Annotated in this window: 27 protein-coding genes; 15 read left to right on the forward strand and 12 right to left on the reverse strand. The window is 65.5% G+C overall.

Annotation, left to right across the window (positions count from 1 at the left end; translation table 11 throughout):
• Nucleotides 1–26: 26 nt before the first annotated feature.
• Nucleotides 27–1,010: a TRAP transporter substrate-binding protein DctP gene (gene dctP / locus CAER_RS0107325; protein ID WP_027234734.1), complete on the reverse strand. Its 984-nt coding sequence runs from the start codon at nt 1,008–1,010 to the stop codon at nt 27–29.
• A gap of 173 nt (nt 1,011–1,183) precedes the next feature.
• Between dctP and CAER_RS0107330 the strand changes: the two genes are divergently transcribed.
• The gene (locus CAER_RS0107330; protein WP_245597332.1) at nt 1,184–2,110 is read left to right on the forward strand and encodes a LysR family transcriptional regulator; all 927 of its coding nucleotides are present in this window, start codon (nt 1,184–1,186) and stop codon (nt 2,108–2,110) included.
• Here CAER_RS0107330 and CAER_RS0107335 read toward each other — a convergent pair.
• Nucleotides 2,105–3,001 (reverse strand): LysR family transcriptional regulator, encoded by an 897-nt coding sequence (locus CAER_RS0107335; RefSeq protein WP_027234736.1) that lies wholly within the window; start codon nt 2,999–3,001, stop codon nt 2,105–2,107. The two genes, CAER_RS0107330 and CAER_RS0107335, sit on opposite strands and share 6 nt — an antisense overlap.
• A 122-nt stretch (nt 3,002–3,123) precedes the next feature.
• On the opposite strand from CAER_RS0107335, the gene cuyA reads away from it, so the two are divergent.
• The 5 genes from cuyA (at nt 3,124) to CAER_RS0107360 (ending at nt 8,816) form a co-directional block, all read left to right on the forward strand.
• On the forward strand, nt 3,124–4,140 hold the full coding sequence (cuyA, locus tag CAER_RS0107340; RefSeq protein WP_027234737.1) for a D-cysteate sulfo-lyase: 1,017 nt from the start codon (nt 3,124–3,126) through the stop codon (nt 4,138–4,140).
• Nucleotides 4,141–4,257: 117 nt separating this feature from the next.
• Nucleotides 4,258–5,244, forward strand: a complete 987-nt coding sequence (locus tag CAER_RS0107345; RefSeq protein ID WP_027234738.1) for a YeiH family protein — start codon at nt 4,258–4,260, stop codon at nt 5,242–5,244.
• Between the two features lie 323 nt (nt 5,245–5,567).
• Nucleotides 5,568–6,275, forward strand: a complete 708-nt coding sequence (locus CAER_RS0107350) for a glutathione S-transferase family protein (RefSeq protein WP_027234739.1) — start codon at nt 5,568–5,570, stop codon at nt 6,273–6,275.
• Nucleotides 6,275–7,648, forward strand: a complete 1,374-nt coding sequence (locus tag CAER_RS0107355) for an L-serine ammonia-lyase (protein WP_027234740.1) — start codon at nt 6,275–6,277, stop codon at nt 7,646–7,648. The genes CAER_RS0107350 and CAER_RS0107355 overlap by 1 nt, the downstream gene beginning before the upstream one ends.
• 253 nt (nt 7,649–7,901) lie before the next feature.
• Nucleotides 7,902–8,816: a DMT family transporter gene (locus tag CAER_RS0107360; protein WP_027234741.1), complete on the forward strand. Its 915-nt coding sequence runs from the start codon at nt 7,902–7,904 to the stop codon at nt 8,814–8,816.
• Here the strand turns inward: CAER_RS0107360 and CAER_RS0107365 are convergent.
• Nucleotides 8,803–9,501, reverse strand: a complete 699-nt coding sequence (locus tag CAER_RS0107365; protein WP_027234742.1) for a thiamine diphosphokinase — start codon at nt 9,499–9,501, stop codon at nt 8,803–8,805. The two genes, CAER_RS0107360 and CAER_RS0107365, sit on opposite strands and share 14 nt — an antisense overlap.
• A 107-nt stretch (nt 9,502–9,608) precedes the next feature.
• Between CAER_RS0107365 and CAER_RS30055 the strand changes: the two genes are divergently transcribed.
• Nucleotides 9,609–11,747, forward strand: a complete 2,139-nt coding sequence (locus CAER_RS30055) for a hypothetical protein (RefSeq protein ID WP_051357753.1) — start codon at nt 9,609–9,611, stop codon at nt 11,745–11,747.
• Between the two features lie 165 nt (nt 11,748–11,912).
• Here CAER_RS30055 and CAER_RS0107375 read toward each other — a convergent pair whose 3' ends face one another.
• The 5 genes from CAER_RS0107375 to nthA form a co-directional block, all read right to left on the reverse strand.
• Nucleotides 11,913–12,152 carry a DUF2842 domain-containing protein gene (locus CAER_RS0107375; protein WP_027234744.1) on the reverse strand — a complete coding sequence of 80 codons (240 nt, stop codon included), beginning with the start codon at nt 12,150–12,152 and terminating at the stop codon, nt 11,913–11,915.
• Nucleotides 12,152–13,465, reverse strand: coding sequence for an adenylosuccinate synthase (locus tag CAER_RS0107380; protein ID WP_027234745.1), 1,314 nt, complete (start codon nt 13,463–13,465; stop codon nt 12,152–12,154). Before CAER_RS0107380 ends, CAER_RS0107375 begins: the two co-directional genes overlap by 1 nt.
• Nucleotides 13,466–14,140: 675 nt before the next feature.
• Nucleotides 14,141–14,473, reverse strand: a complete 333-nt coding sequence (locus CAER_RS0107385) for a nitrile hydratase accessory protein (protein WP_027234746.1) — start codon at nt 14,471–14,473, stop codon at nt 14,141–14,143.
• On the reverse strand, nt 14,470–15,147 hold the full coding sequence (nthB, locus tag CAER_RS0107390) for a nitrile hydratase subunit beta (RefSeq protein ID WP_027234747.1): 678 nt from the start codon (nt 15,145–15,147) through the stop codon (nt 14,470–14,472). The genes CAER_RS0107385 and nthB overlap by 4 nt, the downstream gene beginning before the upstream one ends.
• Nucleotides 15,144–15,770 (reverse strand): nitrile hydratase subunit alpha, encoded by a 627-nt coding sequence (nthA, locus tag CAER_RS0107395; protein ID WP_027234748.1) that lies wholly within the window; start codon nt 15,768–15,770, stop codon nt 15,144–15,146. Before nthA ends, nthB begins: the two co-directional genes overlap by 4 nt.
• 172 nt (nt 15,771–15,942) lie before the next feature.
• Between nthA and secG the strand changes: the two genes are divergently transcribed.
• From secG to CAER_RS0107410, 3 genes are all read left to right on the forward strand, one after another.
• Nucleotides 15,943–16,308, forward strand: a complete 366-nt coding sequence (gene secG, locus CAER_RS0107400) for a preprotein translocase subunit SecG (RefSeq protein WP_027234749.1) — start codon at nt 15,943–15,945, stop codon at nt 16,306–16,308.
• Between the two features lie 172 nt (nt 16,309–16,480).
• A complete protein-coding gene (locus CAER_RS0107405) occupies nt 16,481–18,124 on the forward strand; it encodes a CTP synthase (RefSeq protein WP_027234750.1) in 1,644 nt (547 codons plus the stop codon).
• 177 nt (nt 18,125–18,301) lie between these two features.
• A complete protein-coding gene (locus CAER_RS0107410; protein WP_027234751.1) occupies nt 18,302–19,126 on the forward strand; it encodes a hypothetical protein in 825 nt (274 codons plus the stop codon).
• 157 nt (nt 19,127–19,283) lie between these two features.
• Here the strand turns inward: CAER_RS0107410 and CAER_RS0107415 are convergent, their stop codons facing one another.
• The gene (locus CAER_RS0107415) at nt 19,284–19,664 is read right to left on the reverse strand and encodes a DUF983 domain-containing protein (RefSeq protein ID WP_027234752.1); all 381 of its coding nucleotides are present in this window, start codon (nt 19,662–19,664) and stop codon (nt 19,284–19,286) included.
• Nucleotides 19,665–19,809: 145 nt separating this feature from the next.
• Here CAER_RS0107415 and CAER_RS0107420 point away from each other — a divergent pair, with 145 nt between their 5' ends.
• From CAER_RS0107420 to CAER_RS0107430, 3 genes are all read left to right on the forward strand, one after another.
• Nucleotides 19,810–21,180, forward strand: coding sequence for an aminotransferase-like domain-containing protein (locus tag CAER_RS0107420; RefSeq protein ID WP_027234753.1), 1,371 nt, complete (start codon nt 19,810–19,812; stop codon nt 21,178–21,180).
• Nucleotides 21,181–21,228: 48 nt separating this feature from the next.
• Nucleotides 21,229–21,561 (forward strand): DnaJ family domain-containing protein, encoded by a 333-nt coding sequence (locus CAER_RS0107425; RefSeq protein ID WP_027234754.1) that lies wholly within the window; start codon nt 21,229–21,231, stop codon nt 21,559–21,561.
• Nucleotides 21,562–21,643: 82 nt separating this feature from the next.
• The gene (locus CAER_RS0107430; protein WP_027234755.1) at nt 21,644–22,546 is read left to right on the forward strand and encodes a fructose bisphosphate aldolase; all 903 of its coding nucleotides are present in this window, start codon (nt 21,644–21,646) and stop codon (nt 22,544–22,546) included.
• 116 nt (nt 22,547–22,662) lie between these two features.
• On the opposite strand, the gene CAER_RS0107435 is transcribed toward CAER_RS0107430, so the two are convergent.
• The 3 genes from CAER_RS0107435 to CAER_RS0107445 all read right to left on the reverse strand — a co-directional run bounded on the left by CAER_RS0107435 (nt 22,663) and on the right by CAER_RS0107445 (nt 24,332).
• Nucleotides 22,663–22,938, reverse strand: a complete 276-nt coding sequence (locus CAER_RS0107435; protein ID WP_027234756.1) for a hypothetical protein — start codon at nt 22,936–22,938, stop codon at nt 22,663–22,665.
• Entirely contained in the window at nt 22,935–23,132 is a 198-nt protein-coding gene (locus CAER_RS0107440) for a hypothetical protein (protein WP_008555795.1), read from the reverse strand. The genes CAER_RS0107435 and CAER_RS0107440 overlap by 4 nt, the downstream gene beginning before the upstream one ends.
• Nucleotides 23,133–23,546: 414 nt before the next feature.
• Nucleotides 23,547–24,332, reverse strand: coding sequence for a crotonase/enoyl-CoA hydratase family protein (locus tag CAER_RS0107445; RefSeq protein ID WP_027234757.1), 786 nt, complete (start codon nt 24,330–24,332; stop codon nt 23,547–23,549).
• 117 nt (nt 24,333–24,449) lie between these two features.
• Here CAER_RS0107445 and CAER_RS0107450 point away from each other — a divergent pair, with 117 nt between their 5' ends.
• Together CAER_RS0107450 and CAER_RS0107455 are read left to right on the forward strand one after the other, a co-directional pair.
• Nucleotides 24,450–25,562: a pyridoxal phosphate-dependent aminotransferase gene (locus tag CAER_RS0107450; protein WP_027234758.1), complete on the forward strand. Its 1,113-nt coding sequence runs from the start codon at nt 24,450–24,452 to the stop codon at nt 25,560–25,562.
• A 90-nt stretch (nt 25,563–25,652) separates the two neighbouring features.
• Entirely contained in the window at nt 25,653–25,847 is a 195-nt protein-coding gene (locus CAER_RS0107455; RefSeq protein ID WP_027234759.1) for a hypothetical protein, read from the forward strand.
• The last annotated feature ends 28 nt before the right edge of the window (nt 25,848–25,875 follow it).

Here is a 25,875-nt window from a genome sequence, read left to right on the forward strand (position 1 = left end):
GCCGCACCGCCGGGCCGGGGGGAGTCTCAGGGCGCGTGGCTTGCCAGCAGGGAGCGGATGCTGTCGGCCATTTCCGCGCCGCAGGCCTCGTTCACCGTTTCATCCCACTTGGGTTTGACGCTGGCGATCAGGGCCTCGCGCTGCTCGTCCGGAATGGACACCGCCGCGCCGCCGCCCTGCATCACCGCATTGCCGACCTGCTGGTCGACCCAGGCCTCATAGCGCGGCTGCAGCCATTTTTCGGTCTCTGCCGCAGCCGCCGTCAGCGCGGCCTGCTCCTCTGCGGTCAGGGCGTCGAACTTGTCCTTGTTCATCATGTACTGGATGTTGCCGTAGAACAGGTTGGCGTTGACCATGTAGGGCATCACGGTCCACAGCTTCCAGGAGCTGTAGGTGGCAACCCCCATGTTGATGCCGTCCACGACACCGCGTTCGGCCGACTGGAACACTTCCTTGGGCGCCACGAACACCGGCTCGCCGCCCCAGGTCTCGATCATCATGCTGACCAGCGGCCCGATGGAGCGTACCAGCTTGCCGTCAAGCTTGCCGATATCGCTGATCGGCTCTTCGAACCACCATTCCTGATCGTAGGAGTAATTTGAGTTGAACAGCGGCACCAGGCCGGCGTTTGCCGCCTCATCCCGGATCAGCTCTGCGTAGGCAGCATCAAGCCCGGTCTGGTCCTCCAGGCTCACCTCGGCGGGGTAGAGCGAGGTGACCGCGTAACAAGGCAGGCGGTTGTCGGCGTTGATCCAGCTGATGTCGGAGACGCCGCCCTGAACGGAATCCACGCCCTCGGACCAGCCGTGCAGCGTGGCCGAGGGGAACACTTCAACCTTGACCGAGCCGCCGGTCTTTTCCGCCACCAGCTCCGCAAAATGGGTGAAACCCTGATAGCGGATGTCGGATTCGTTCACATAGGTGCTGAGGCGCAGCGTTGTCTCGGCGGAGGCCGCGCCTGCGGCCAGGGCAGCCGCCAGGGCAACCGCGGATGTTGTCGTTCTGATCATTCGTTCCTCCCTTGAAACTCGGGCTTCATGGCGCCTCTCACGGACGCCGGACCCGTGGCTCCCCTTTTGGTGATTTTGGCCTGAGGCCCGGGATGCCTGACCGGAAGGCTAGGTGCTGCCGTGCGGGGTTGGCCAACTCAAAAAATACATTAAACTATGCGGAAATCGCATAGATGTTTGTTTCCAGTATCTTGCTGCTGGTCTGGAGGGGTCAATTGGATATCAACTGGCTGCGGGACTTTACCTGCCTAGCGCGGACGCTGAACTTTACCCGGGCTGCGGAGGAGCGGAACATCACCCAGTCGGCCTTCAGCCGGCGGATCAAATCGCTGGAGATCTGGATGGGGGTGCCGCTGATTAAACGCTCCAGCTACCCGGTGCAGCTGTCCGAAGCCGGCCAGCAGTTTTTGCCGGTGGCGCTGGAGCTGATTGCGAACCTCACCGACATCCGCCAGACCTTGCGGGCGCAGGAGCAGGGCAGCACCGCGTTTCAGCGCGTCGCCGTGCTGCATACGATCTCGGTCAATTACCTGTCGCGGCGGATCGCCGAGCTGGAGGACAGCATCCCGAACCTGCGGGTGCGGATCTATTCGGACAACCTGCGCACCTGCTGCCAGCTGCTGTCGGAAGGCACCTGCGATTTCCTGCTGTATTACCGGCACAAGGACGTGCAGCCGGTGTTCGACGAGGCGCAGTTTGCCCGCAAGGATATCGGCGTGGAGCTGATGCTGCCCGTGGGCGAAGCCGCCGCGGCACGCGCCGGGGGATGGGATCTGGACCGCGGCGGGCGCGCGCGGTTCCCCTACCTGGGCTATGATCCCAGCAGTTTCCTGGGATCGGTGGTTGACCAGACCATCGGCAATCGCACCCCGCCCCTGTCGCTGCGCTACATGGATGCGCTCACCGAAGCCATCAAACGCCGGATGCTGTCCGGCAGCGGCATCGCCTGGCTGCCCGAAAGCGTCGTGGCCAGTGAACTTGCCGCTGGCCAGGTTGTTCAGGTCGGCGGGCCCGCGTGGCAGGCAGAGCTGACCTTGTCGCTGTTCTGCTCGCTGGAGCGGCTGGACAAGACCGGGCTGCAGGTTTGGGAAGCGTTATGACAGGCCGGGGCAGTCCGGAGCATCGCCCAGCAGGCGCCAGACTGCTTCCTCCTGACGGCTGCTGCGCCCGGCAAGCCGGATCATCACCACGCTCAGCTCTTCCGCGGGCAGGCCGGGCACCCGCAGCAGGCGGCCGGCCTCAAGATGCGGCCTGACCAGGCTCTGGGGCAGCCAGGCCACGCCGATCCCGTCCAGGGCATATTCACAGGCCGCCAGCGTCAGCGCGGTTTCGGCCTTGGGCAGCAGGACGGTGCCGTCCGGCAGCCTGGGATGAATCGCGTGGCTTGCCACCCGGCCGAGAAATACATCGGACGGATAGGTGATAGCGGGGATCTCCGCCTGCGCCAGCGCGGGCCTAAGGGCGGGCGCAGCCACCGGCACCAGCTGGTCGGTTCCCAATGCGCGGGTGCCGAAGGCATCGGGCAGCGCAAGGTTTCCGCCGCCGGTCCAGTCATAGGCGACGGCGAAATCCGCGTCGCCTGACAGCAGCTGCATCAGGCAGGCATCGCGGTTGCCGGAGCGCACCCGCACGGGCTGGTTCTGCGCGGACGTCAGCAGTTTCACGATCCAGGGCGATATGGTTGCCGTGATCGCGTGCTGGCAGGCAAAGGCGACGCCGCGGCCGCCGCTTTCTGCTGAGATCTTCAGATCATGCTCAAGACGGCGCAGGCGGGCGCTCAGCTCGCGCAGTTCAGGCTCCATCGCCATCACGCCGGGCAGGATCGTCACCGGCTTGCGGGAGCGGTCGAACAGAACGGCGCCAAGGCGGGTTTCGATACCCCGCACCCGCCGGGTAAAGGCGGGCTGGGTCAGCAGGCGCTGTTCTGCCGCGCGCGCCAGGGAGCCGGTGTCAATCACCGCAAGTATGTCGTCGATCCAGTCCAGCTGCATGGCAGCAGATTACTTGGAATTACCCGTAACATGCAAGAACGGCAATTTATGGTGCGAATTTTGCATTAGTTTACCGTGCTGAGGCTGGGTAACTTGCACCAAATCCACGTTAGGAGAGACCCATGCATCTTGCCCGCTTCCCACGCCGTTTCATCGCGCATCTGCCCACGCCGCTGGAGCGTCTCGACCGCCTGAGCAAGGAACTGGGCGGGCCTGAGATCTGGATCAAGCGGGACGATTGCACCGGCCTGTCCACCGGCGGCAACAAGACCCGAAAGCTGGAATTCCTGATGGCCGAGGCAGAGCTGGAGGGGGCCGATATGGTGATGACCCAGGGCGCCACCCAGTCCAACCATGCCCGCCAGACCGCCGCTTTTGCGGCCAAGCTGGGCATGGACTGCCACATCCTGCTGGAGGACCGGACAGGGTCGGACAACGCCAATTACAACAACAACGGCAATGTGCTGCTGGACCACCTGCATGGCGCCACCACTGAAAAACGCCCGGGCGGCCTGGACATGAATGCCGAAATGGAGGCCGCGGCCGAGACGCTCCGCGCAGACGGCAGGAAGGTCTATACGATCCCTGGCGGCGGCTCCAACCCGACCGGCGCGCTGGGGTATGTGAACTGTGCCTTCGAGATCCTGCAGCAGGCCAATGCGGGCGGGCTGAGGATCGACCATATCGTGCATGCCACCGGTTCTGCCGGCACCCAGGCAGGGCTGATCACCGGCCTGAAAGCGATGAACGCGCAGATCCCGCTTTTGGGCATCGGTGTCCGGGCGCCCAAGCCCAAACAGGAAGAGAACGTTTATAACCTGGCCTGCGCCACAGCGCAGAAACTCGGCTGCGCCGGGGTGGTCCAGCGCGAGGATGTTGTCGCCAACACCGATTACGTCGGCGAGGGCTACGGCATCCCGACCGATGGCGGCCTGGAAGCGATCCGCATGTTCGCGGAACTGGAGGCGATCCTGCTTGATCCGGTCTATTCCGCCAAAGGGGCTGCAGGCTTCATCGACCTGATCCGCAAGGGGCATTTCAAGAAGGGCGAGCGGGTGGTCTTCCTGCACACAGGCGGCGCGGCGGCGCTGTTCGGATATGATGCCGCCTTTGATCACAAGGCCCGCTGGGCATCCTGATCCGCCTCCTTCTGTGCGGTCCGCCAACATAGGGCCGCACATTTCCTGAAGAATGCCGCGCCTGCCCCATGACCGGGGTCAGCGCGTGCATTTGCACCTCCGTTCGGGGAGAGGCCAATGACTCCGGCGATCAAATCGCACTGGGACAGCCATTCCGGCGGCATACTGCTCGTCTGCGTGATCGCCGCTGCTGCAACATTCCTGTCCGAGCACTATGGCGCGCCTGTAATGCTGTTTGCGCTGCTGATAGGGATGGCCTTCCATTTCCTGAACGGCGATCCGGCATTCTCGCCCGGCCTGGAGTTTTCTGCCAAGACCCTGCTGCGCATTGGCGTCGCTCTGCTGGGATTGAGGCTGAGCATTGGCGATGTGGAGAGTGTGGGGCTGAGCGCGGTGGCCGCAGTGGCCGGATTTGTCATTGCCACCCTGGCCTGCGGGGCTGCTTTGTCCTTCCTGTTAGGCCGCCGCCTTGCTTTCGGCCTTCTTGCCGGCGGATCCGTGGCGATATGCGGGGCCTCCGCCGCGCTTGCCATTGCGTCCGTTCTGCCTCCGCGCAGCGGCCGCGAGCAGGACACCCTGTTCGTCGTGATCGGCGTTACCACCCTTTCGACAATCGCCATGATTGTCTATCCGGTCCTCTTTGCCGCGCTGGGGATGAGCGATCTGGAAAGCGGTTTCCTGATCGGCGCCACCATCCACGATGTCGCACAGGTGGTTGGGGCTGGCTATTCCATCGGCGAAGAAGCCGGGGTCATTGCCACCTTTGTGAAGATGGTCAGGGTGGCATTGCTGCCCGTGGTGATGCTTCTCGTCATGGCCAGCTTCCGCGGCGCACAGACCCAAAGGCTGTCGCTGCCGTGGTTCCTTGTTCTGTTTATTGCCCTGGCGGTTCTTGCCAACACCGTGCCAGTGCCGCAGGGACTATCCGATGCGGCAGGCGCACTGTCGCGCTGGTGCCTCGTCATCGCCATCTCCGCACTCGGCGTGAAGACCAGCCTCGCCACGATCCTGAAGGTGAAACCCAGCTACGGTATCATCCTGCTTGCCGAGACGCTGTTTCTCCTCGCCTTGGCGGTCGCCTTTGTCATTGGCTTCGGTTTGTAAGCGCGAGCGATCAAAGCTCTGCAGAAAACCTCAAAGTTGCCCGCAGGACCTCTGCCGCGTCATTCTCTGACGGGCGGCAAGTCCTGCCGCTTTACAGCCAGCAACAACGGACAAGCCTGCCGGACGTGCTGCTGCCGGCGCAAACAGCAGGAAATCCACACGTCCGCTCAGGGCTCTGAACCACCTTCCGCCGCGGTGGGCCGCAGGCGTCTCTCCGCCGCTCAAGGCCCTGCCTGGCAAACATGCATCACAAAGGCGGGTTTCCTATTGGAAACGCCGGAAACGGACACATATTCCGCGCGTCTGCGTCATACTATTGCGCCATGAAACCCGAATACCGCCTCCACTATGCCCCCGACAACGCCTCACTGGTCATCCGGCTGGTGCTGGAGGAGCTTGGCCAGCCTTATGAAACCGTTCTGGTCGACCGCAAGGCGCAGGCGCAAAACAGCGCCGAATACCGGGCGTTGAACCCGAACGGGCTGATCCCGGTGCTGGAAACCCCGGACGGTGCGGTGTTCGAGACCGCCGCCATCCTCCTGTGGCTCTCCGAACGCCACGCCGCGATGGCGCCGCAGCCCGGCAGCACGGATCGCGCGGTGTTCCTGAAATGGCTGTTCTTCGCCTCCAACACCCTGCATGCCGACCTGCGGATGCTGTTCTACCCGGATAAATACATCGGCGATGCAAAGCCCCATCAGGACCAGCTGCAAACCGTGCTGCGCCAGCGCCTGCACCGCCACCTGACCCATCTCGACCAGGCCGCCGCCGCCCGCCCCGCCTGGCTCGGCGCGCCGCAGCCCTCTGTGCTGGACTATTACCTGGCCTGCCAGTTACGCTGGATGGCGCTCTACCCGGCGCAGGCTAACAAATCCTGGTTCACCCTGGCCCATTACCCCAGCCTGCAGCGCCTCTGCGCCGCGCTGGAGCACCGTGCCGCCGTTGCCGAGTCGCGCGAGGCCGAGGGCCTCGGCGCCACCCCGTTCACATCCCCGGCCTACGCCAATCCCCCAGAAGGATCAGCCACCTAATGTTCCTCTCCGTTTTCGACATGTTCAAAGTGGGCATCGGCCCGTCGTCCTCCCACACTATGGGGCCGATGGTCGCCGCCGCGCGCTTCCTCGACATGATGCGTGCCTCGCCGTTTGAATTCCACGGGCTGCGCGCCTCGCTGCACGGCTCGCTCGCCTTCACCGGCGTCGGCCACGCCACCGACCGCGCCACCATCCTCGGCCTCGGCGGCTTTGTCGCCCATGACTATGATGACGAGAAGGCAGAGGCCTTCCTGGCGGAGCTGGCGAAGACCCATAAGATGCACCCGGAGGGGCTGGGCGAGCTGCACTTCGACCCCAAGGCCGACATGATCTTCGACTACGATCACGCGCTGCCGGGCCACGCCAACGGCATGATCCTGATGGCAACCGACGCCCAGGGCGACGTGATCCTCAAGCAGGTGTTCTACTCGATCGGCGGCGGCTTTGTCGTCACTGAGGAGGAACTGGCCGCAGGCAAGGCGACCGACGAGGGCGACCCGGTCCCCTACCCGTTTAAATCCGCGGCCGAGATGCTGGAAATGGCCAAGGCCAGCGGCAAGTCGATTGCCGACATGAAGCGCGCCAACGAAATCTCCCGCGGCTGCTCCGAGAGCCTCGCCAAGGGCACCGCCCGCATCTGGCAGGTGATGAACGACTGCATCAACCGCGGGCTGGAGCGCGACGGCATCCTGCCCGGCGGATTGAAGGTGCGCCGCCGCGCCAAGGGCATCTATGACGCGCTGATGGCAGAACGCGGCCTGAATCAGACCGCGCCGCACACCATCAACGACTGGATGAGCGTTTACGCGATGGCGGTGAACGAGGAAAACGCGGCTGGCGGCCAGGTTGTGACCGCCCCCACCAACGGCGCCGCAGGCACCCTGCCGGCTGTGATCCGCTATTACCTCGACCACGTGCCCGGCGCGTCGGAGGCCCATGTCGAGGATTTCCTGCTGACCGCCGCCGCCATTGCCGGCCTCGTGAAATACAACGCGTCCATATCGGGTGCCGAGGCAGGCTGCCAGGCAGAGGTCGGCTCTGCCTCAGCAATGTCCGCCGCGGGCCTCTGCGCGGTGATGGGCGGCACGCCCGAACAGGTGGAAAACGCGGCTGAAATCGCGCTGGAGCATCATCTGGGCATGACCTGCGACCCCGTGAAGGGCCTGGTGCAAGTCCCCTGCATCGAGCGCAACGGTCTGGCGGCAATCAAGGCGGTCTCCGCCGCCTCGCTGGCCTTGCGCGGCGACGGCCAGCACTTCGTGCCGCTGGACGCCTGCATCGAGACCATGCGCCAGACCGGCGCCGACATGCACGACAAGTACAAGGAAACCTCTCTCGGCGGCCTGGCGGTGAACGTGCCGAACTGCTGAGGTTCCGGGCTCCTTAGGGACACCCTCTTGGGCCGTGGCGCGCAGCGGCACGGCCCGCGCCTGACCTTCCCGTCATGCCGGAGACATGCTTTCAGCATGACGAAGGCGCATTCGCGCCCTCCCAAGGGCAGGCCCGCGCCTTGTGGTGCGGGACGCGGCAACTGGCGCGCGTTCCTTGCAAAGGGACGCAACGTCTCTCCTTCTCCCGCAACTCCAGCTTGCGCCGTTTACCGTGCAGGCCTAGCCTGCCGCCATGACACAGGACCGGCCCCTCCTCGGCATCGCCTTGATGCTGGGCTTCTGCATGGTGATCCCGCTGGGCGACGCCATTGCAAAACTGCTGACCAACCGCGTGCCGGTTGCCCAGATCGTCTTCATCCGTTTTGCCGCCCAGGCCGCGATCCTGCTGCCGCTGGCGCTGGCCCTGCGCCTGCCGCTCAGCCTGTCGCGCCGGGTGGCGCCGCTCCTGTTCCTGCGCACGCTGCTGCAGATGGGCGGCATTGCCGCCATGTTCACCGCCTTCCGCTACCTGCCGCTGGCCGATGCGGTGGCAATTGCTTTCGTGATGCCCTTCCTGATGCTGCTCTTGGGCAAATTTGTCCTGCACGAGAACGTCGGCCTGCACCGCCTCGGTGCCTGCGTGGTTGGCTTCTCCGGCACCCTGCTGGTCATTCAGCCCAGCTTCGCCGCCGTCGGCTGGAACGCGCTCTGGCCGCTCTTGGTGGCGGTGATCTTTGCCCTGTTCATGCTGATCACCCGCAAGATCGCCAAGGAGACCGATCCCATCTCGGTCCAGGCGGTGGCGGGCGTCATGGGCACGGTGCTGCTGGCCCCGGTGCTGCTGATCGGCGATGCCGCCGGCGTTGCCGCCCTTTCCACCGCCCTGCCGCCGCAGGACACCTGGAGCCTCTTGGCCGCCGCAGGCGCCCTCGGCACCGTCGCCCACCTTCTCATGACCTGGAGCCTGCGGTTCGCCCCCACCTCCACCCTCGCCTCGATGCAATACCTGGAGATCCCGGTGGCGGTGTTCTTCGGCTGGCTGATCTTTGCGGAACTCCCCAACACGCTCGCCGCCTTCGGCATCCTGCTGACCATCAGCGCGGGCCTCTATGCAGTGATGCGCGAGCGCAAGCCCTCCGAAACCGAAGAGCGCATCAACCCCGCCTGAGATCCCGCCTGAGATCCTGCCTGAAATCCAGCCTCAGCGCGCGCAGCACCTCCGCCAGCAGCCGCCGCGGCACAATCGCCAGCAGGCCCGGCCCGTCCGGCAGCAGCCGCACCGGACCCAGCGCCCGGTTCGAGGTGCCGATCCGCCCCATCGGCGACATCACCAGACCCTCGATCGGCCACTCCAGCCCCTCCGAACGCCCCGTCGCCTCCTGCATCGGGAACAGCGAAATCACCTCGCCCGCCCGGGCCGGCAGCGCCACCTCATGCGTCAGGTGAAAGATCACTTCGGTTTCGCCAATCAGCACGCACGGCGTCTGATGCCCCTGCACCAGCGTGCTGAACGCCGCCAGCTGATGATCCACCCGCGCCCCCAGGAACCCGACCGCCAGCACCGCCGGCGCCGCAATCGAGCGCAGCGCCTTGTCGAAATCGGTGCTGTCCTGCTCCGCCACCGGGTGCAGCGCCTCCGGCGGCAGCTGCGCCCGCACGTCCTCGCTCAGCGAGTCGAAATCCCCGATCACCGCCTGCGGCCAGTATCCCGCCGCCAGCGCCGCCGCCGCGCCGCCGTCCGCCGCCACCAGCTTGGGCGCCAGCGCCAAGGCCTCCGCCAGCGCGCCAGTGGCGATTTCACCGCCGCCAATCAGGGTGATTGGTTCCGGTGCTTCAACAATCAGTCTGTCCATTCGGCATATTCCCGCCTGTTTTGGAAACAGGTCACAATCTGAACACAAAATGATACGATCAATTGCACGGATTCGAGCAAAATTGGTCCTTCCAGCCAATAAGGTGAATGGCAACAGATGTGGCGAAGACGAGCGAGCTGATGGTACACAACAACAAAGTCTTGACGGTATCCTATGGAACCTTTTCCTGCACATTGGAAGGGTTCGAGGACTCGTTCGGCACGATGAAGGCCATCGCTGAGTATTTCCGCGACCTGGCAGCGGATGACCGTTACTTCGGCGCAGAGCCGCCGCAGCCCGATGCCGACATGCTGGCCCGCATTGCCCAGCGCGAGATCGCCCGCCAGGTCGAGGCCCGCACCAGCGACGGCGGCATCCACCTGCGCGCCGCCACCCCGGCGCTCGGCGCCGCCGCCGCACCGGCTCCGGCGCCTGCCGCCGAACCGGCGGCAGAGCAGCCCGCCCCTGCCCCGGCAGAAGAACCGGCAGCCGCACCGGAGGCAGCGCAGCCCGCCTCCACGCCGGAACCGGTTGCAGACACCGCCGCGGACGAAGCAGACACCCAGACCGTCGAAGCCGCCGCAGCAGCAGCAGCGGACGAAGCAGCCGCGGTCGACGCAGCTGAGCACGCCGCAGAAGAAACCGCCGAAGCCGAAGCCGAAGCCGAAGCCGAAGCCGAAGCCGAAGCCGAAGCCGAAGAAACCATCGCCGCGGCCCTGGAAAACGCAAGCGCCGCAACGCAGGACACGGAGCGTAAAGACACCCCGGCAGTCGAGCTGCTGGAAGTCAACGAGGCCGCCGCGGAAGAGGACGCCAGCACCCCGCAGGCAGCCGAAGCCGAAGAACAGGCCGACGAACCCGCCCCGCGTATGGAAGAAGCGGAAGAAGAGGACAGCGTGCCCGCCGCCGACAGCATCGCCGCCAAGCTGCAGCGCATCCGCGCGGTGGTGGCCCAGGCACCCGAAGAAGACTTCAGCGAAGATGAGCACGCCGACGACGTGCTGGAAAACGCCGCCGAGGAAATCACCAGCGCGCTGATGGAGGACGACGGCACCGGCGCACCGGATTTCGATGACGAGGGCGACGACGAGATCGCCAGAACGCTGGACCGCCTGGACTTGGGCCGCGCAGCGGCGCAACAGCCGGAGACCACCGCAGAGGCAAGCGCCGGCGGCGCCGACGACGGCTCTGACGGCAGCCTGTTTGCGGATTTGCAAGACAGTGCCGCAGCGGACCGCAGCGAGGACGCAGCAGCCCGCAGCCCGGCAGCAGAGGAAGACGCCGCTCAGGCCCCCGCTCCCGAACCCGCGCCCGCGCCGCGCGTGCGCATCACCAAGGTCAAGCGCACCGATTTCGACAAGGCCCTCGCCTCCGGCCGCCTGCAGGACACCGGCAGCCGCCCGCAGCCGCAGCCCGAACCGGCGGAGCTGTCGGAGGAGGACGAAGCCGACCTGATGCGCGAGCTGGCCGAGGTGGAAGCGGAAATCCTGGCCGCCTCTGAGCTGCCCGGCGAAGACAGCACTGATGACACCGCCCCTGACACCGCCGGGGCCGGTGCAGCCGCGGATCAGCCGGCCGGATCAAGCCTGGCGGACAGCGATGTCAGCCGCCTGATGGCCGCCGCCGACGCCAAGCTCGAAGAACCCGAATCAGCCTCCTCGCGCGAGGCTTACAGCCACCTGCGCGCCGCCGTTGCCGCCGCCAAGGCCGGCCCGGCAGGGGGCACAGGCGGCAGCGACGACGCCCAGGCCTACCGCGAGGATCTGGCCAGCGTGGTCCGCCCGCGCCGCCCCGAAGCCCGCCACGCCGGCGCCGAGCGCCCGCCCGCCCCGGCGTCCCGCCCGGCACCGCTGAAACTGGTGGCAGCCCAGCGCATCGACCAGGGCGCAGCCGCCGATCAGCCGGTGCGCCCGCGCCGGGTTTCGGCCGCGGTTCTGGGCGAGGAAGCGGAAACCGGCGGCAGCGGTTTCGCGGCTTACGCCGCCGAGCGCGGCGCCGCCGAGCTGCACGAGCTGCTGGAAGCCGCCGCCGCCTACATGAGCTTTGTCGAGGGCCGCGACCACTTCTCGCGCCCGCAGCTGATGAACAAGGTGCGCAGCGCCGGCAGCAGCGAATTCAACCGCGAAGACGGGCTGCGCTCCTTCGGCCAGCTCCTGCGCGACGGCAAAATCGAACGCTCCGGCAACGGCCGGTTCACCGCCTCCGGCGACATCGGCTTCAAGCCCGGAAAACGCGCCGCGGGCTAAGCCCCGCACAGCACAAACAAAAAAGGCGGCCCCGCAAGGCCGCCTTTTCTTTTGCAAACCGGATCCAGCTTCATCTGGCCGGAAATATCCCGGGGTGAATTGGCCGTCAGGCCAAGAGGGGCAGCGCCCCTCTTCCGATCAAACCTGAGGGGCAGCGCCCCTAACTTATTGGTCTTCACCGGCGTCCGGGTCTGCCTGACCCACGCCGCGGAACACGAATTTGAACGGCAGCACCCAGACGATGCCCAGCGCCACATAGACGATCAGCTCAAGCCACAGCGGCGGGCGGTCCAGCCAGTTCATCACCGTGACCGCGGCCACTATGTACAACGGCATCCCCACCAGCAGGATCACCAGGGCCCAGCGCCGCCGGGCCTTGTAGCTCAGGCCCTTGCCGTCAGCCATCAGTCGGCAAACGGGTCGGTCACCAGGATGGTGTCGTCCCGCTCCGGGCTGGTGGACAGCAGCGCCACCGGGCATTCGATCAGCTCTTCCACGCGCTTCACGTATTTGATCGCATTGGCGGGCAGGTCGTTCCAGCTGCGCGCGCCCTCGGTCGACTCGCTCCAGCCCGGCATTTCCTCATAGACGGGCACGCAGCGGGCCTGCTGGTCGGCGGCAGTCGGCAGGTAGTCAAGGCGATCGCCGTCCAGCTCATAACCGGTGCAGATCTTCAGCGTCTCAAACCCGTCCAGCACATCCAGCTTGGTCAGCGAAATACCGTTGATGCCGGAGGTGGCGCAGGTCTGGCGCACCAGGCAGGCGTCGAACCAGCCGCAGCGGCGCTGACGGCCGGTGGTGGTGCCGAACTCATGGCCGCGGGTGCCCAGACGCTCGCCGTCCGCGTCCGGGTTGCCCTCGGCGTCCAGCAGCTCAGTCGGGAACGGGCCCTCGCCCACACGGGTGGTATAGGCCTTCACGATGCCCAGCACATAGTCGATCGAGCCCGGGCCGATGCCGACACCGGTGGCCGCCTGGCCCGCAATCACGTTCGAGGACGTGACAAAGGGATAGGTGCCGAAATCAATGTCCAGCAGAGCGCCTTGCGCGCCTTCGAACAGGATCCGCTTGCCCGCCTTGCGCTTCTCGTTCAGCACCTTCCAGACCGGCGCCGCAAACGGCAGGATCTGCGGGGCGATCTTTTTCAGCTGTTCAATCAGAGCGTCGCGGTCCACCGGGTCGACGCCCAGGCCCTTGCGCAGCGGGTCATGGTGCTGCAGCGCGCGGTCGACGCGGGCTTCCAGCGTGGCCTCATCCGCCAGGTCGGCAACGCGGATCGCACGGCGGCCCACCTTGTCCTCATATGCCGGGCCGATGCCGCGGCCTGTGGTGCCGATCTTGGTGCCCTTGGAGGCCGCCTCTTCGCGCGCCCGGTCCAGCTCGCCATGCAGCGGCAGGATCAGCGGCGTGTTTTCGGCGATCATCAGGGTTTCCGGGGTGATCTCCACGCCCTGCTCCTGAACGGTCGCGATTTCCTTCATCAGATGCCAGGGGTCCAGCACCACGCCATTGCCGATGACCGACAGCTTGCCGCCGCGCACCACGCCCGAGGGCAGCGCGTGCAGCTTGTAGACCTTGCCGTCAATGACCAGCGTGTGGCCGGCGTTATGGCCGCCCTGGAAGCGGGCGATCACGTCTGCACGCTCGCTCAGCCAGTCCACGATCTTGCCTTTCCCTTCGTCGCCCCACTGGGCGCCGACTACGACGACATTGGCCATATCCGGTCCTTTACAGTCTGGTTCAAACCCACGCTCATATAGCGATGCTGCGCAGGCAGTGGAACCGCAAATTCGCCGCGGCAGGCGCTTATTCACGGGGTACTTTGCCTTCCCCGCCCGGAATCAAGCCGCAGGCGCCGGGCGAGCGCCTGCCCGCCCCGTCATGCCGGGGGCGTGCTTGCAGCACGACGCTGGCGCTCTGGAGAGGGCAGCGTGCCGCTGATAACCCGTACGGACTTTGCAGGGATAAATTGCCATGCACAGCCGTTGCAGCGCCACCCCGCGGGCAAGCGCCCGCCCTGATCATCTGGCTCACCTGCCATGTGTTGCGCACCCGCCGCACGCCCCGTTCACGCGACCCTCATGCCCCTATGCCATGCTCCCAGACGATCGCGATCCCCCAGCCATGGTTCCCGCGCGCGGGGCCATGATACGAGGCGCAGGCATCTGTGTGGCTGCCTGCGCAACACCCGGAGAACGGCCCTGATAAAAAGGGGGTCGTCCAGGATATCCTGTCCGAGCAGGCCCCCCGCGGGGTCTGTCCACCTCCACCCGGCGGCGCCGCCCCCTTAAATGGGACATTGCGCTAAACGGCGCGAAGCGAACGAAAAAACAGAAACGGCAAAAAGAAACCGCCCAGGCCGCCCAGGCCCCGGCGGCCAAACCTGCGCGCGCTCAGCCGCGCAGATGCACCGGCGCGCCATGCGGCGTACTCAGATACGCCTCCTCCCAGCGGCTGCGCATCACCTCGGCCTCCGCACGCGAGGCCGCGCCGTCCTCGGCCAAAAACACCTCCAGCGTCTCCAGCCAGGCGCGGAAGTAATCCTCGCCGCCATCCAGCTCCCGGCTCAGTCCATGGCGCTTGAGCGTCGCGGAAAACCGCTCCACCCACTCCCCCCAGCTGAACCGCCCGGCCTCATTCAAATGCACCGTCAGCGCAAAGACCTGCGCGTGCCAGGGTTCTGCAAAAACCGGCTCCGGCGCTGCAACCTCAGGACATCCCCTCATAGCGGCTCCAGATAGCTCTGCCACAGGTCCAGCACCACCTCGTCCTCCGGATGTTCGGCATGCGCCCACAAGGCGCTGGCATGAAACCGCACCGCATAAAGCGGCTCCGGCGCCTCGCCCAGCCCATGGGCGCTGCTGTCGGGGAACACATGAGTGCCGTGCAGCCTCAGGATATAGCCCTGCGCCCCGGCGGCATACTGCGGCAGCCTTGTATGCCCGCCATTCACCAGCGCGCTGTCGGCGGGGATTCGCGCCCGTACCGCCTGCCCCGGCGTGAACCGCGGCTTCGGCCCGCCTGCGCGGTCCGCCGGGCCGCCCTTGGCCAGCACGCTGGCAACATTCTCCGCCTTCAAGGCCCGCTCCGCCAGCGCATGCAGCCCGGCAGCGCCCTTGCCCTGCAGGTCTTCGCGCGTCAGCACGCCCTTCTCCACCAAGAGATCCGCCAGCGCCGCAATCCATTTCTCATAGTAGGAAAACCGCGTGTAGTCCTTGGGCGAGAGCTGTTCGCGGGCGTGCCGTGAGGTGTCGATGTTCCACTGCCCCAGCGCGCCGCAGGCCAGCGTCACCGCCAAGGCGCGGGCGTGCCAGTCCTCGGCAAAGACCGGTGCGTCCTCCGCCTCGGGCACCACCGGGCCGTCGCCGAATCGCCCGCCCATGTCATGCACCCGGGTCATGCCGGCGCCTCCCCCGGCTGCCGCGCCAGGCCGGTGCCGATCATGCTGTCGCGGGTGACCAGCGCCGCCAGGTTCTCCTCGCTCATCCCCTCTGTGCCCTCAGGGCGCATCGGCAGCACCAGATAGCGGACCTCCGCCGTCGAATCCCAGACCCGCACAGCGGTCTCTTCCGGCAAGGCCACACCAAACTCCGCCAGCACCTTGCGCGGCTCGCGCACCGCGCGGGCGCGGTAGGAGTCGGATTTGTACCAGCCCGGCGGAATGCCCAGCAATGGCCACGGGTAGCAGCTGCAGAGGGTGCACACGACCATATTGTGCTGTGCGGCGGTGTTCTCCGCCACCACCATATGCTCGCCCTGGCGGCCGTAATAGCCCAGCTCCGCCAGCACCGGATCGGCATCCGCCAAGAGCGCCGCCTTGAACTCCGGATCGCTCCAGGCCTTGGCCACCACCCGGGCGCCGTTCTGCGGGCCGATCCGGTTCTGGTAGGTGTCGATGATCTCCTCCAGCGCGGCGGGGTCGATCAGGCCTTTCTGTACAAGAATCGTTTCCAGCGCCTTGACCCGCAAAGCAGGGTCCGGCGGCAGAAGGGCGTGCGGGTGGTCGTGATGATCATGGGGCATAAAAAAACTCTGCCCCGCCCCAACCCCCTGCGTCCAGTCACAAAGCACCGGCACAGCGGCCTCTGACTGCACGTCACAGGTGCTGCCCGGCGTCAGGCAAACTCCGCCCTTGCCCCCCCGGGCAATCTTGCCTATTTACCGCCCGATACTCAGCCAACCGCCGCAGGGACTCATGGAAAACGTTGTTCTCATCATCCATCTTCTTCTGGCTCTCGGCCTCATTGCCGTGGTGCTGCTGCAGCGCTCCGAAGGCGGCGGTCTGGGCATGGGCGGCGGCGGCGGCGGCGCCATCTCGGGCCGTGCGGCGGCCACCGCGCTCGGCAAGGTGACCTGGCTGCTGGCGATTGCCTTCATCTGCACCTCGATCACCCTGACCATCATGGCAGCGCAGAAATCCGCGGGTTCCTCGGTCACCGACCGGCTGGCAGCTCCGCAAACCGAAGACGGCGGCGCCCCGGCGGTGCCGGCACCGCTGGGCAGCGACCTGCTGCCGCCCAGCGAAGGCGACAACGCGCCGCTGGTTCCCAGCGCCGACTAACCTACTACACCTTGAGAGGGTTTTAGGAGCCGCAACAGCATCTTGCGGTTCCCTTGCGCTTTTTGTGCGAATCCTTTATTTATGAAGTCCCGTGATGCTGCGGTTTTTGGACTGATTCCGAGGACCGCCGGGCAGCTAGATTCTGACTTCTCACGGGGGCAGCCGAACACTCATGGCGCGTTTCATCTTTATCACTGGCGGTGTTGTTTCATCCCTGGGCAAAGGCCTGGCTTCGGCGGCTCTGGGGGCGCTTCTGCAGGCCCGCGGATACTCCGTCCGCCTGCGCAAGCTGGACCCCTATCTGAACGTCGACCCGGGCACCATGAGCCCGTTCGAGCACGGCGAGGTGTTCGTCACCGACGACGGCGCCGAGACCGACCTGGACCTCGGCCACTACGAGCGCTTCACCGGGGTTCCCGCCCGCAAGACCGACTCGATCTCCTCGGGCCGGATCTACACCAACGTGCTGGAGAAGGAGCGCCGCGGCGACTACCTCGGCAAGACCATTCAGGTCATTCCGCACGTCACCAACGAAATCAAGGACTTCATCTCCATCGGCGAGGATGAGGTCGACTTCATGCTGTGCGAAATCGGCGGCACCGTCGGCGACATCGAGGGCCTGCCCTTCTTCGAGGCGATCCGCCAGTTCGCCCAGGACAAGCCGCGCGGCGAATGCATCTTCATGCACCTGACCCTGCTGCCCTACATCAAGGCCTCCGGCGAGCTGAAGACCAAGCCGACCCAGCACTCGGTGAAGGAGCTGCGCTCCATCGGCCTGGCGCCGGACATCCTGGTCTGCCGTTCTGAGGGCCCGATCCCGAAGAAAGAGCGCGAGAAGCTGGCGCTGTTCTGCAACGTGCGCCCGGATTCGGTGATTGCCGCGCAGGACCTGAAATCCATCTACGAGGCCCCGCTGGCCTATCACCGCGAAGGTCTGGACCAGGCGGTTCTGGATGCCTTCGGCATCGCCCCCGCCCCCAAGCCGAACCTGGAGCGCTGGGAAGATGTGGCCGACCGCATCTACAACCCCGAGGGCGAAGTTCGGGTGGCCATCGTCGGCAAATACACCCAGCTGGAAGACGCCTATAAATCCATCGCCGAAGCCCTCACCCACGGCGGCATGTCGAACCGGGTCAAGGTCAAGATCGAATGGGTCGACGCGGAACTCTTCGACAAGGAAGACGCCGCCCCGCACCTGCAGGGCTTCCACGCGATCCTGGTGCCCGGCGGCTTTGGCGAACGCGGCACCGAAGGCAAGATCAAGGCAGCCCAGTACGCGCGTGAAAACAAGGTCCCCTACCTGGGCATCTGCCTGGGCATGCAAATGGCGGTGATCGAAGCTGCGCGCAACGTGGCAGGCATCTCCGAAGCGGGGTCGGAAGAGTTCGACCACGAGGCCGGCAAGAAACGCTTTGAGCCGGTTGTCTACCACCTCAAGGAATGGGTGCAGGGCAATATGACCGTCGAGCGCAAAGTCGGTGACGACAAGGGCGGCACCATGCGCTTGGGCGCCTATGACGCGACGCTGCTGGAAGGCTCCAAAGTGTCCGAGGTCTACGGCAGCACCCACATCGAAGAACGCCACCGCCACCGCTACGAGGTCGACACCAAATACCGCGAGCAGCTGGAGGAATGCGGCCTCAAATTCTCGGGCATGTCGCCGGACGGCCGCCTGCCGGAGATCGTGGAATGGTCCGATCACCCCTGGTTCATCGGCGTGCAGTTCCACCCGGAGCTGAAATCCAAACCCTTTGCGCCGCACCCGCTGTTCGACGGTTTCGTGCGCGCGGCCAAGGACGCCTCGCGTCTGGTCTGACAAGCAGCACAGCACCTGGAACTGAGGGCGCGGGCACATCAGCCAGCGCCCTTTTCTTTTCCCGCGGCCATGTTGACCGCGGCCGGATGCGCCCTCTAGGCTTTCAGCATTATGGTTAACAAGTCACCGGCCCGTTCCGCCTGCCTATGAGGGCCGGAAGGTAAGGGGGATATTTACATGGCGAAAACCACCGAACAGCTGCGGAAAGAATATGAGACTGCGCTGAAAGAGCTGGGTCAGGGCAAGAAGCAATTTTCACACGTTGTGAAGGCATGGGACGCCCTCGAGAAGTCGGTCGGAAAAGAAGAGAAGGCCGTTCTCAAGGAATACAAGTACTCGATCGACTATATGTTCGGGGACGAGGGCAGAAAAATGCTGCAAAAATTCAAATCGCAATTCGACAGCGAAATCGCCATCTCTAAAAGCCCCCTCAAAACGGTTTACAACAAGGAATGGCGGGCACTTGTCAAATGCGCAAATGCCTCCAAGAACAGCGTGGTGAAGACAAGCGGCAAAGCCGTCGGAAGTGCGCTCGACACGTTCCAAAAAGATTTTGACGAGTACAAGAAAAACTATGTGAAAGGATACTGTGTCGGAGACCCCAAGGATGCAGAGAAAGCACTGGCATCCGCTGAGGCCCTGCACGAGGCCTTGAAAAAATTTTCCAATGCCGGCATCGGCCGTATCTCTGAAATCAACCAGAATCTGATCAGGCTCAGGGAAAATTCAGACCCGCTGGATGAGAAGCGCCTCGCCAAAACGATTTCCGACCGGGAAGCGAAACAGCTGAAAAAGCTGAATAAGGCCATTGACGCGAACAAAGCTGATTTAAAGAACGGCTTGAAGGAACTCGTTGAATTCACCCAGCTTCTGCAGGGAAAGATGGAAAAGAAGATCCGCAAGCTGGCCTTGATCGTGAGGGAGGGAGTCAGGGACGCAAAAGAGTTCCACCGCCGTGTGAACGCCATGAAGCAGCGCAGGGGCACAGTGTTTGAAAACTGACGCCCAGGCAGGCCGGGCTCTCCCGCCCGTCCCGGATCAATCGCAGATTGATCCGTCCCGTTGGGCCCGGCGCCGCTGCGCGGCGCTGGGAGAGAACAGAAAAAGGCGGGCCGCTGGCCCGCCTTTTGCTTTTTGATTGAATGCGTTTCCGGCGCGCTCAGAAACCGTGCATCCGCTTGGCCCATTGATAGGCCACCACCAGCCCCTTCATCCGCGGCAGCATGATCAGCGAGGCGCCCACGGTGATCACCGACATGATGATCGCCAGCGTCCAGGGGTCCGGGCGCATCTGGGTGTAGACGATGTGCAGCGCAAAGCCGAGGATGTGGCCGACCACCAGGATCGTCAGATAGGCCGGGCCGTCATCGGCGCGCTGATGGTGCAGCTCCTGGCCGCATTCCGTGCAGCTGTCGTTCACCTTGAGATAGCTGTGCAGCAGCTTGCCGCCGCCGCAATTCGGGCAGCGCAGCCGCAGCCCCTTCAGAAGCGCAGGCTTCAGCTCCCGCTGGTCCTGGTGCAAAACGTCGGTCCCGGTCATCGCGCGTCTCCTTGGGTTGCGCCGCCTGATAGCGCGATTCCCGGATTGAATGCAATCAATATGCAATCATTCATGTTGCATTTATTGCCGCACTCCTGCATTGAACCAATCAATCACGGCACAATGCCGTTTCGGAGACACGGCAATGAAACAATGGACCCCTGCCCGGCTGGACGGCGCCCGCCCCCGCTATCTGGAGCTGGCCGAGGCAATCAAATCCGACATTGACGCAGGCGTGCTGGAACCCGGCGACCGGCTGCCGCCGCAACGGCGGGTGGCGCAGGAGCTGGGGCTGGATTTCTCCACCGTGTCGCGCGGCTATGCCGAGGCGGTGCGGCGCGGCTATATCGAGAGCTTTGTCGGCCGCGGCACCTATGTGCGCGCCGCCGAGGCCCTGCCCGGGCGCCCAGATCCGCGCCGGGCGCTGGAAGAAGACCCGAAAATGAACATGCCGCCGGAGCCGGACGATCCGGCATTGCTGGCGCGGATGCAGAAGGGCTTGGCGCATGTCGCCGCCAACCTGCAGCCGCTGCTGCGCTACCAGTCGGTGACCGGCAGCCCCCAGGACCGCGCCACTGCGGCGGACTGGATGCAGGCCAACGGCCTGCCCTGCGTGCCGGAGCGCCTGGTGATCACGCCGGGCGCCCATGCCAGCATCTATGCGATTCTGACGGTCCTGTGCGAGCCTGGCTCCACCGTGCTGTGCGAAGACGTGACCTATCCCGGGCTGCGGTCCATCGCGGCGCGGCTGGGCATCCGGCTGATCGGACTGGCCGGAGACAAGGACGGCGTCCAGCCGGATGCGCTGGAGAAAGCCATCACCGGCCACTGGCCCGCGGCGCTGTACCTGAACCCGACGCTGCAGAACCCGACCACCAGGACCATGCCGGCCAAGCGGCGGCAGGAGATTGCCGCGGTGCTGCAAAAGCATGACCTGCCGCTGATCGAGGATGACGCCTATTGCTTTGTCGACAATGGCGCCCCGCAGGCGGTCAGCAGCCTGATCCCCGATCTCGGCTGGCATATTGCCGGCCTGTCCAAGTGCTTCGGCGCGGGTCTGCGGCTGGCCTATACCACGGTGCCGCAGCGCGCTGTGCTGGGGCAGTTCAGCCAGGCGCTGCGCTCGATGCATGTGATGGTGTCGCCCTTGAACCTGGCGCTGCTGGGCCGCTGGATCGAGGATGGCACCGCCGCCGCGATCCAGAAATTCATCCGCAAGGCGGCCGCGGAACGGCAGGCGCTGGCGGGGGAGGTGCTGAAGGACTGCTTCACGGACAGCGATCCGCTGGCCTTCAACCGGTGGCTCACCCTGCCCCGCGGCACCAGCCGGGCCGAGGTGATGGGCCGCATGGCGGGCCGCCAGATCGGCATCATGCCCAGCGATGCCTTCACCGTCACGGGCCTGCCGCAGGAGGCGGTGCGGGTCTGCCTGGGCGGGCCGATCGGGCTGGAGGAGCTGCGCGCGGACCTGATTGCGCTGAACGATGCCGTCAACCGCAAGGACTGGCTGGGCTGAGCTGCGGCTGATAAGATTGCGCCGCACCGCACCGCAGAGAGGTTCCGCATGACCCGCGCCTTCCGCAGCCTGATCGAACGCCAGCTGGCCAAGGCGCAGGCCGAAGGGCAGCTGCAGGGGCTGGAGGGCGAAGGCAAGCCGCTGCCGGACCGCAGCGGCGAGGCGCTGGCGGACCCGGCAATAGCGGCGGGGATGCGGATCATGGCGCAGGCCGGTGTGGTGCCGGAGGAGTTCCGGCTGAAGGCGGAACTGGACGCGGCGCGCAAGGATTATGCCGCCCTGACGGACCCGCAGGCGCGCAAGGCGGCAATGGCGCGCATTGCGGATCTGGAGATGCGCTGCAACATGGCGCGCGATGCGCGGAAATCCTTCCTCCGTTAGCGCAACACCCCGTTGTTTCCCGCGCAATTCACGGTATAGACAGCGCCAAGACATCACACCATCCGCAAGAGAGTGAGGCATTATGGCCAAAGACGCTTCCGTACAGCAGGCACAACTCGACCGCATCGCCAACGGCAAAGGCTTTATCGCCGCGCTGGACCAGTCGGGCGGCTCCACCCCGAAGGCGCTGAAGCTTTATGGCGTGAACGAGGACGCCTATTCGAACGACGACGAGATGTTCGCCGAGATCCACAAGATGCGCACCCGCATCATCACCTCGCCGAGCTTCACCCAGGACCGCATCCTGGGCGCGATCCTGTTTGAAAAGACCATGGACGGCGAGATCGAAGGCAAGCCGACCGCAGAGTTCCTGTGGAACGACTGCGGCGTGGTGCCCTTCCTGAAGGTCGACAAGGGCCTGGCGGACGAGGAAAACGGCGTGCAGATGATGAAGCCGATGCCGGAGCTGGACGCGCTGCTGGCGCGCGCCAACGGCAAGGGCATCTTCGGCACCAAGATGCGTTCGGTCATCAAGGACGCCAACGCCGAGGGCATCAAGGCGGTTGTCGCGCAGCAGTTCGAAGTGGGCCAGCAGATCGTTGCGGCCGGCCTGGTGGCGATCATCGAGCCGGAAGTGGACATCAACTCTGCCACCAAGGCCGAGGCCGAAGAGCTGCTGAAGGCAGAAATCAAGGCCCAGCTGGACGCCCTGCCGTCCGATTCCAAGGTGGCGCTGAAGCTGACCATCCCGACCAAGCCGGGCCTGTATGACGATCTGGCGGACCACGCCAATGTGGTGCGGGTTGTGGCGCTGTCGGGCGGCTACACCACCGATGACGCCTGCGCGCGCCTGGCGCAGAACCCCAAGATGATCGCCTCCTTCAGCCGCGCCCTGACCGAGGGCCTGAATGTGGCGATGAGCGATGAGGAATATGACGCCGCGCTTGGCGCCAATATCTCCAAGATCTACGACGCGTCGCTGTAATCCAGCCGCCGTCCAGATGTGATGAGGGCCGCGCCTGCTGAGGCTGCGGCCCTTTTTGTGTGCAGGCGGGCGGGCGGTCCCGCAGACCGGCCTGCACCCCGGGGTCAGGCGGCAGATCAGACCCCGGAGCGCCCGGCGCAGCAGACCGCCAGCACCAGGCCGGCGCCGCTGAGGAAGGGCAGCCAGAAATAGCGCAGCGCCGCCAAGGTGAACCAGCCGGGCTGCGCTGCCGGCGCCTGGCCGGCGCCGCCGAGCCAGACCCAGAACACCAGCGCCGCGGCCGAGATCAGTACCCCGCTGAAGGCGAGCAGCCAGCGGGCGGAACTAGGCATCCGCGCCTCTGCCGCGGCGTGCCGTTCCGCGGCCCGGCTGGCGGCAAGCCATCCGCTCACGCCGCTTCGGTCAGCGACGGGCGCAGGCCAGTGCAGCTGACCCGGTTTTCGTTTGAGGCCAGGTAGCGCTGCGCCTCCTCACGGTTGCCGAAGCTCAGGGCCTCGTCATAGAAATATGTGATCCTGTCCCCGGTCCGGGACAGCAAGGCGCCGCTCTCAAACAAAATAAACCACTTCTTACGCACCAGATGCATCAGCCTCACTCCTTTCTGAAGCCCGGCCCAGGGCGGTCTCAGCCTGGCCGGTTCCACTGCAGTTCCAGAGGGTGCGCGCAGCCGTCCGGGTCCCCCGCTGTCCGTCTGCCAGGTGCTGGATCTGCCCCTGTTGCGCCCTCTTGAAGTCAGGTTTTGCGCCCAGAGGTTGCCAAAAGGTTAACAGGTCTTTCTGCTGGTTTTACGCGGCATTATTCTGCCGGCAGGCGGCGGTTTCCCGCTTGCGTCGGCGGATTTACGTAAAATTTGGCAAAAACCCGCCGTTGCAGTTTTCAAGGCTGTTTTTCAGCAAAAAACCCCTTGCCGGGCGCTGCCGCCCCGCCAGGCGGCGGGACGGTTTCAACCGGGCAAGAGGAGACGGCCCGGAGCCGCGTTCAGCACCGGGCCGCGCTGCCCTCAGCGGAAGTTCGGCGGGCGCTTTTGCAACTGGGCGGTGACCGCCTCCATCTGGTCGGGCTTGCCGATCAGCGCCAGCTGTTCGGCGCTTTCGGCCAGCAGCACCTCGGCCTGGGAGGCGCCGCTTTCGGCCTGGGCAATCAGCCGCTTGGCGGCGCGGATTGCCGAGGGGCTTTGCGCAGCGATGGCGGCGGCCAGCTCATTGGCGCGCGACAGCGGGTTGCCGGCCAGTTCGGTCACCAGCCCCCAGTCCAGCGCCTGCTGCGCGCCGATCTTTTCCGCCGTGTAGGTCAGGCGGCGCAGCACGTCGGAGCGCACCAGCCGCGGCAGCAGCGCCATGCCGCCCATGTCGGGGATCAGCCCCCATTTCATTTCCATCACCGACAGCTGCGCATCGGGATGGGCGACGCGGATATCGGCGCCCAGAGCGATTTGCAGCCCGCCGCCGAAACAAGCGCCATGCACCGCGGCAATCACCGGCACCGGCACCCGGCGCCAGACCATCGCCACCTCCTGAAAGGCGTTGGCGTCGTGGTGGGTGCGGTCCATCACATAGCTGTCGAGGTCGCGCTGCGCCAGCACGGCGAAGCTGGCCATGTCGAGCCCGGCGCAGAAACTTTTGCCGGAGCCCGACAGCACCACCGCGCGGGCATCCGAGGCGGCCACTTCCTGTCCGGCGGCGATGATCGCGTTCACCATCTCCTCGTCCAGCGCGTTGTGCTTGTCCGGACGGGCAAGCGTGACATAGGCGATGTTGTCCTTGTAGCCGGTGGTAACTCTGGCCATGGTCTTCTCCCCGCTGAAATTTCCCGGGCAGCCTGCCCCGGAACCGGACCTGTTTCCAGTGCAACGTGGGGGCAGGCAGGCCTTGCCCCGCTCAGCCGCTTGGGGTTATCTGCCGCCATGACTGGCCCCCGCTATACCCCGCTTGCCCTCTCCCTGCCCGCCGCCGTGCCCTTTGTCGGGCCGGAAACCCATGAGCGCGAGCGCGGCGCGCCTTTTGCCGCGCGGCTGGGGGCGAATGAAAACATTTTCGGCCCCTCGCCCAGGGCAGTGGAGGCGATGGCGCAAGCCGCCGCGGAGATCTGGAAATACGGCGATGCGCAAAGCCATGACCTGCGGCTGGCGCTGGCGGCGCATCACGGGGTGCAGCCGGAAAACATCATGGTCGGCGAAGGCATCGACGGCTTGCTTGGCTGCCTGGTGCGGCTGCTGATCGGCCAGGGCGACGCGGTGGTGACCTCGCTGGGGGCCTATCCGACGTTCAATTACCATGTCGCGGGATTTGGCGGGGTGATCCACACGGTGCCCTACAAGGACGACCGCGAGGATCTCGCGGCCCTTTTTGCCAGGGCGGCGGAGGTAGATGCCAGGATCGTGTATCTGGCCAATCCCGACAACCCGATGGGCAGCTGGCACAAGGGCGCAGACATTGCCGCGGCGCTGGACACGCTGCCGGAGGGCTGCCTGCTGCTGCTGGACGAGGCTTATGTGGAATGCGCGCCCGAAGGCACCGCGGCGCCTGTCAGCGCCGATGATCCCCGGGTGATCCGGATGCGGACCTTCTCCAAGGCTTATGGCATGGCCGGGGCGCGGGTGGGCTATGCGCTGGGGCATCCGGAGCTGATTGCCGCCTTCAACAAGGTGCGCAATCATTTCGGGATGAACCGGGCGGCGCAGGCCGGCGCGCTGGCGGCGCTGCAGGATCAGGACTGGCTGGCGCAGGTGCTGGCGCAGATCGAGGGCGCGCGGGCGAAGATTGCAGAGATTGCCGCGCAAAACGGCCTGAGCGCCCTGCCCTCGGCCACCAACTTCGTGGCAATCGACTGCGGCCGGGACGGGGCATTTGCCAAGGCGGTGCTGGACTCGCTGGTGGATCAGGGCGTTTTCGTGCGGATGCCCTTTGCGGCGCCGCAGAACCGCTGCATCCGCGTCAGCTGCGGGCCGGACGCTGAGCTGGAGGCCTTTGCCGCCGCGCTGCCGCGGGCGCTGGAGGCTGCGCACGGGGCAGGCTGAATCCCGCCAGCGGCACAGCACTCGCGGCGGTTTTACCGGACATTCACCACTCCTGTACTACCATTTTACAGTAGTACCTGGAGATAAGTCATGCGTGACCACGAACTGCCGGACGGCATGCCGGATTTCTTCACTGCCGCGATCACTTTTGCCGGGATCAACCTGATGTGGATCTTCTTTGTGATCTGGGTGATGTACGGGATGGTTCCCGTGCTGGTGCTGGCGGTGCTGATCAACCATTTCATCACCCGGCTGGAAATCCGGCTGAACTCTCAGAAGGCGTGACGCCGCCCTGCGCCTGCAACCGGCTGCC

The sequence above is a fragment of the Leisingera caerulea DSM 24564 genome (assembly GCF_000473325.1).
GTDB lineage: Bacteria > Pseudomonadota > Alphaproteobacteria > Rhodobacterales > Rhodobacteraceae > Leisingera > Leisingera caerulea.

What these genes read in the sequence shown, in the direction of transcription:
- CAER_RS0107450 (WP_027234758.1), top strand. Translation starts at nt 24,450, where the DNA reads ATGACTGGCCCCCGCTATACCCCGCTTGCCCTCTCCCTGCCCGCCGCC.
- CAER_RS0107365 (WP_027234742.1), bottom strand. Translation starts at nt 9,501, where the DNA reads ATGGACAGACTGATTGTTGAAGCACCGGAACCAATCACCCTGATTGGC.
- CAER_RS0107385 (WP_027234746.1), bottom strand. Translation starts at nt 14,473, where the DNA reads ATGAGGGGATGTCCTGAGGTTGCAGCGCCGGAGCCGGTTTTTGCAGAA.
- CAER_RS0107360 (WP_027234741.1), top strand. Translation starts at nt 7,902, where the DNA reads ATGACACAGGACCGGCCCCTCCTCGGCATCGCCTTGATGCTGGGCTTC.
- CAER_RS0107425 (WP_027234754.1), top strand. Translation starts at nt 21,229, where the DNA reads ATGACCCGCGCCTTCCGCAGCCTGATCGAACGCCAGCTGGCCAAGGCG.
- nthA (WP_027234748.1), bottom strand. Translation starts at nt 15,770, where the DNA reads ATGCCCCATGATCATCACGACCACCCGCACGCCCTTCTGCCGCCGGAC.
- CAER_RS30055 (WP_051357753.1), top strand. Translation starts at nt 9,609, where the DNA reads ATGGCAACAGATGTGGCGAAGACGAGCGAGCTGATGGTACACAACAAC.
- CAER_RS0107405 (WP_027234750.1), top strand. Translation starts at nt 16,481, where the DNA reads ATGGCGCGTTTCATCTTTATCACTGGCGGTGTTGTTTCATCCCTGGGC.
- secG (WP_027234749.1), top strand. Translation starts at nt 15,943, where the DNA reads ATGGAAAACGTTGTTCTCATCATCCATCTTCTTCTGGCTCTCGGCCTC.
- CAER_RS0107455 (WP_027234759.1), top strand. Translation starts at nt 25,653, where the DNA reads ATGCGTGACCACGAACTGCCGGACGGCATGCCGGATTTCTTCACTGCC.
- CAER_RS0107445 (WP_027234757.1), bottom strand. Translation starts at nt 24,332, where the DNA reads ATGGCCAGAGTTACCACCGGCTACAAGGACAACATCGCCTATGTCACG.
- CAER_RS0107420 (WP_027234753.1), top strand. Translation starts at nt 19,810, where the DNA reads ATGAAACAATGGACCCCTGCCCGGCTGGACGGCGCCCGCCCCCGCTAT.
- CAER_RS0107350 (WP_027234739.1), top strand. Translation starts at nt 5,568, where the DNA reads ATGAAACCCGAATACCGCCTCCACTATGCCCCCGACAACGCCTCACTG.
- CAER_RS0107375 (WP_027234744.1), bottom strand. Translation starts at nt 12,152, where the DNA reads ATGGCTGACGGCAAGGGCCTGAGCTACAAGGCCCGGCGGCGCTGGGCC.
- CAER_RS0107345 (WP_027234738.1), top strand. Translation starts at nt 4,258, where the DNA reads ATGACTCCGGCGATCAAATCGCACTGGGACAGCCATTCCGGCGGCATA.
- nthB (WP_027234747.1), bottom strand. Translation starts at nt 15,147, where the DNA reads ATGACCCGGGTGCATGACATGGGCGGGCGATTCGGCGACGGCCCGGTG.
- cuyA (WP_027234737.1), top strand. Translation starts at nt 3,124, where the DNA reads ATGCATCTTGCCCGCTTCCCACGCCGTTTCATCGCGCATCTGCCCACG.
- CAER_RS0107415 (WP_027234752.1), bottom strand. Translation starts at nt 19,664, where the DNA reads ATGACCGGGACCGACGTTTTGCACCAGGACCAGCGGGAGCTGAAGCCT.
- CAER_RS0107380 (WP_027234745.1), bottom strand. Translation starts at nt 13,465, where the DNA reads ATGGCCAATGTCGTCGTAGTCGGCGCCCAGTGGGGCGACGAAGGGAAA.
- CAER_RS0107330 (WP_245597332.1), top strand. Translation starts at nt 1,184, where the DNA reads ATGTTTGTTTCCAGTATCTTGCTGCTGGTCTGGAGGGGTCAATTGGAT.
- CAER_RS0107410 (WP_027234751.1), top strand. Translation starts at nt 18,302, where the DNA reads ATGGCGAAAACCACCGAACAGCTGCGGAAAGAATATGAGACTGCGCTG.
- CAER_RS0107355 (WP_027234740.1), top strand. Translation starts at nt 6,275, where the DNA reads ATGTTCCTCTCCGTTTTCGACATGTTCAAAGTGGGCATCGGCCCGTCG.
- CAER_RS0107335 (WP_027234736.1), bottom strand. Translation starts at nt 3,001, where the DNA reads ATGCAGCTGGACTGGATCGACGACATACTTGCGGTGATTGACACCGGC.
- CAER_RS0107440 (WP_008555795.1), bottom strand. Translation starts at nt 23,132, where the DNA reads ATGCATCTGGTGCGTAAGAAGTGGTTTATTTTGTTTGAGAGCGGCGCC.
- dctP (WP_027234734.1), bottom strand. Translation starts at nt 1,010, where the DNA reads ATGATCAGAACGACAACATCCGCGGTTGCCCTGGCGGCTGCCCTGGCC.
- CAER_RS0107430 (WP_027234755.1), top strand. Translation starts at nt 21,644, where the DNA reads ATGGCCAAAGACGCTTCCGTACAGCAGGCACAACTCGACCGCATCGCC.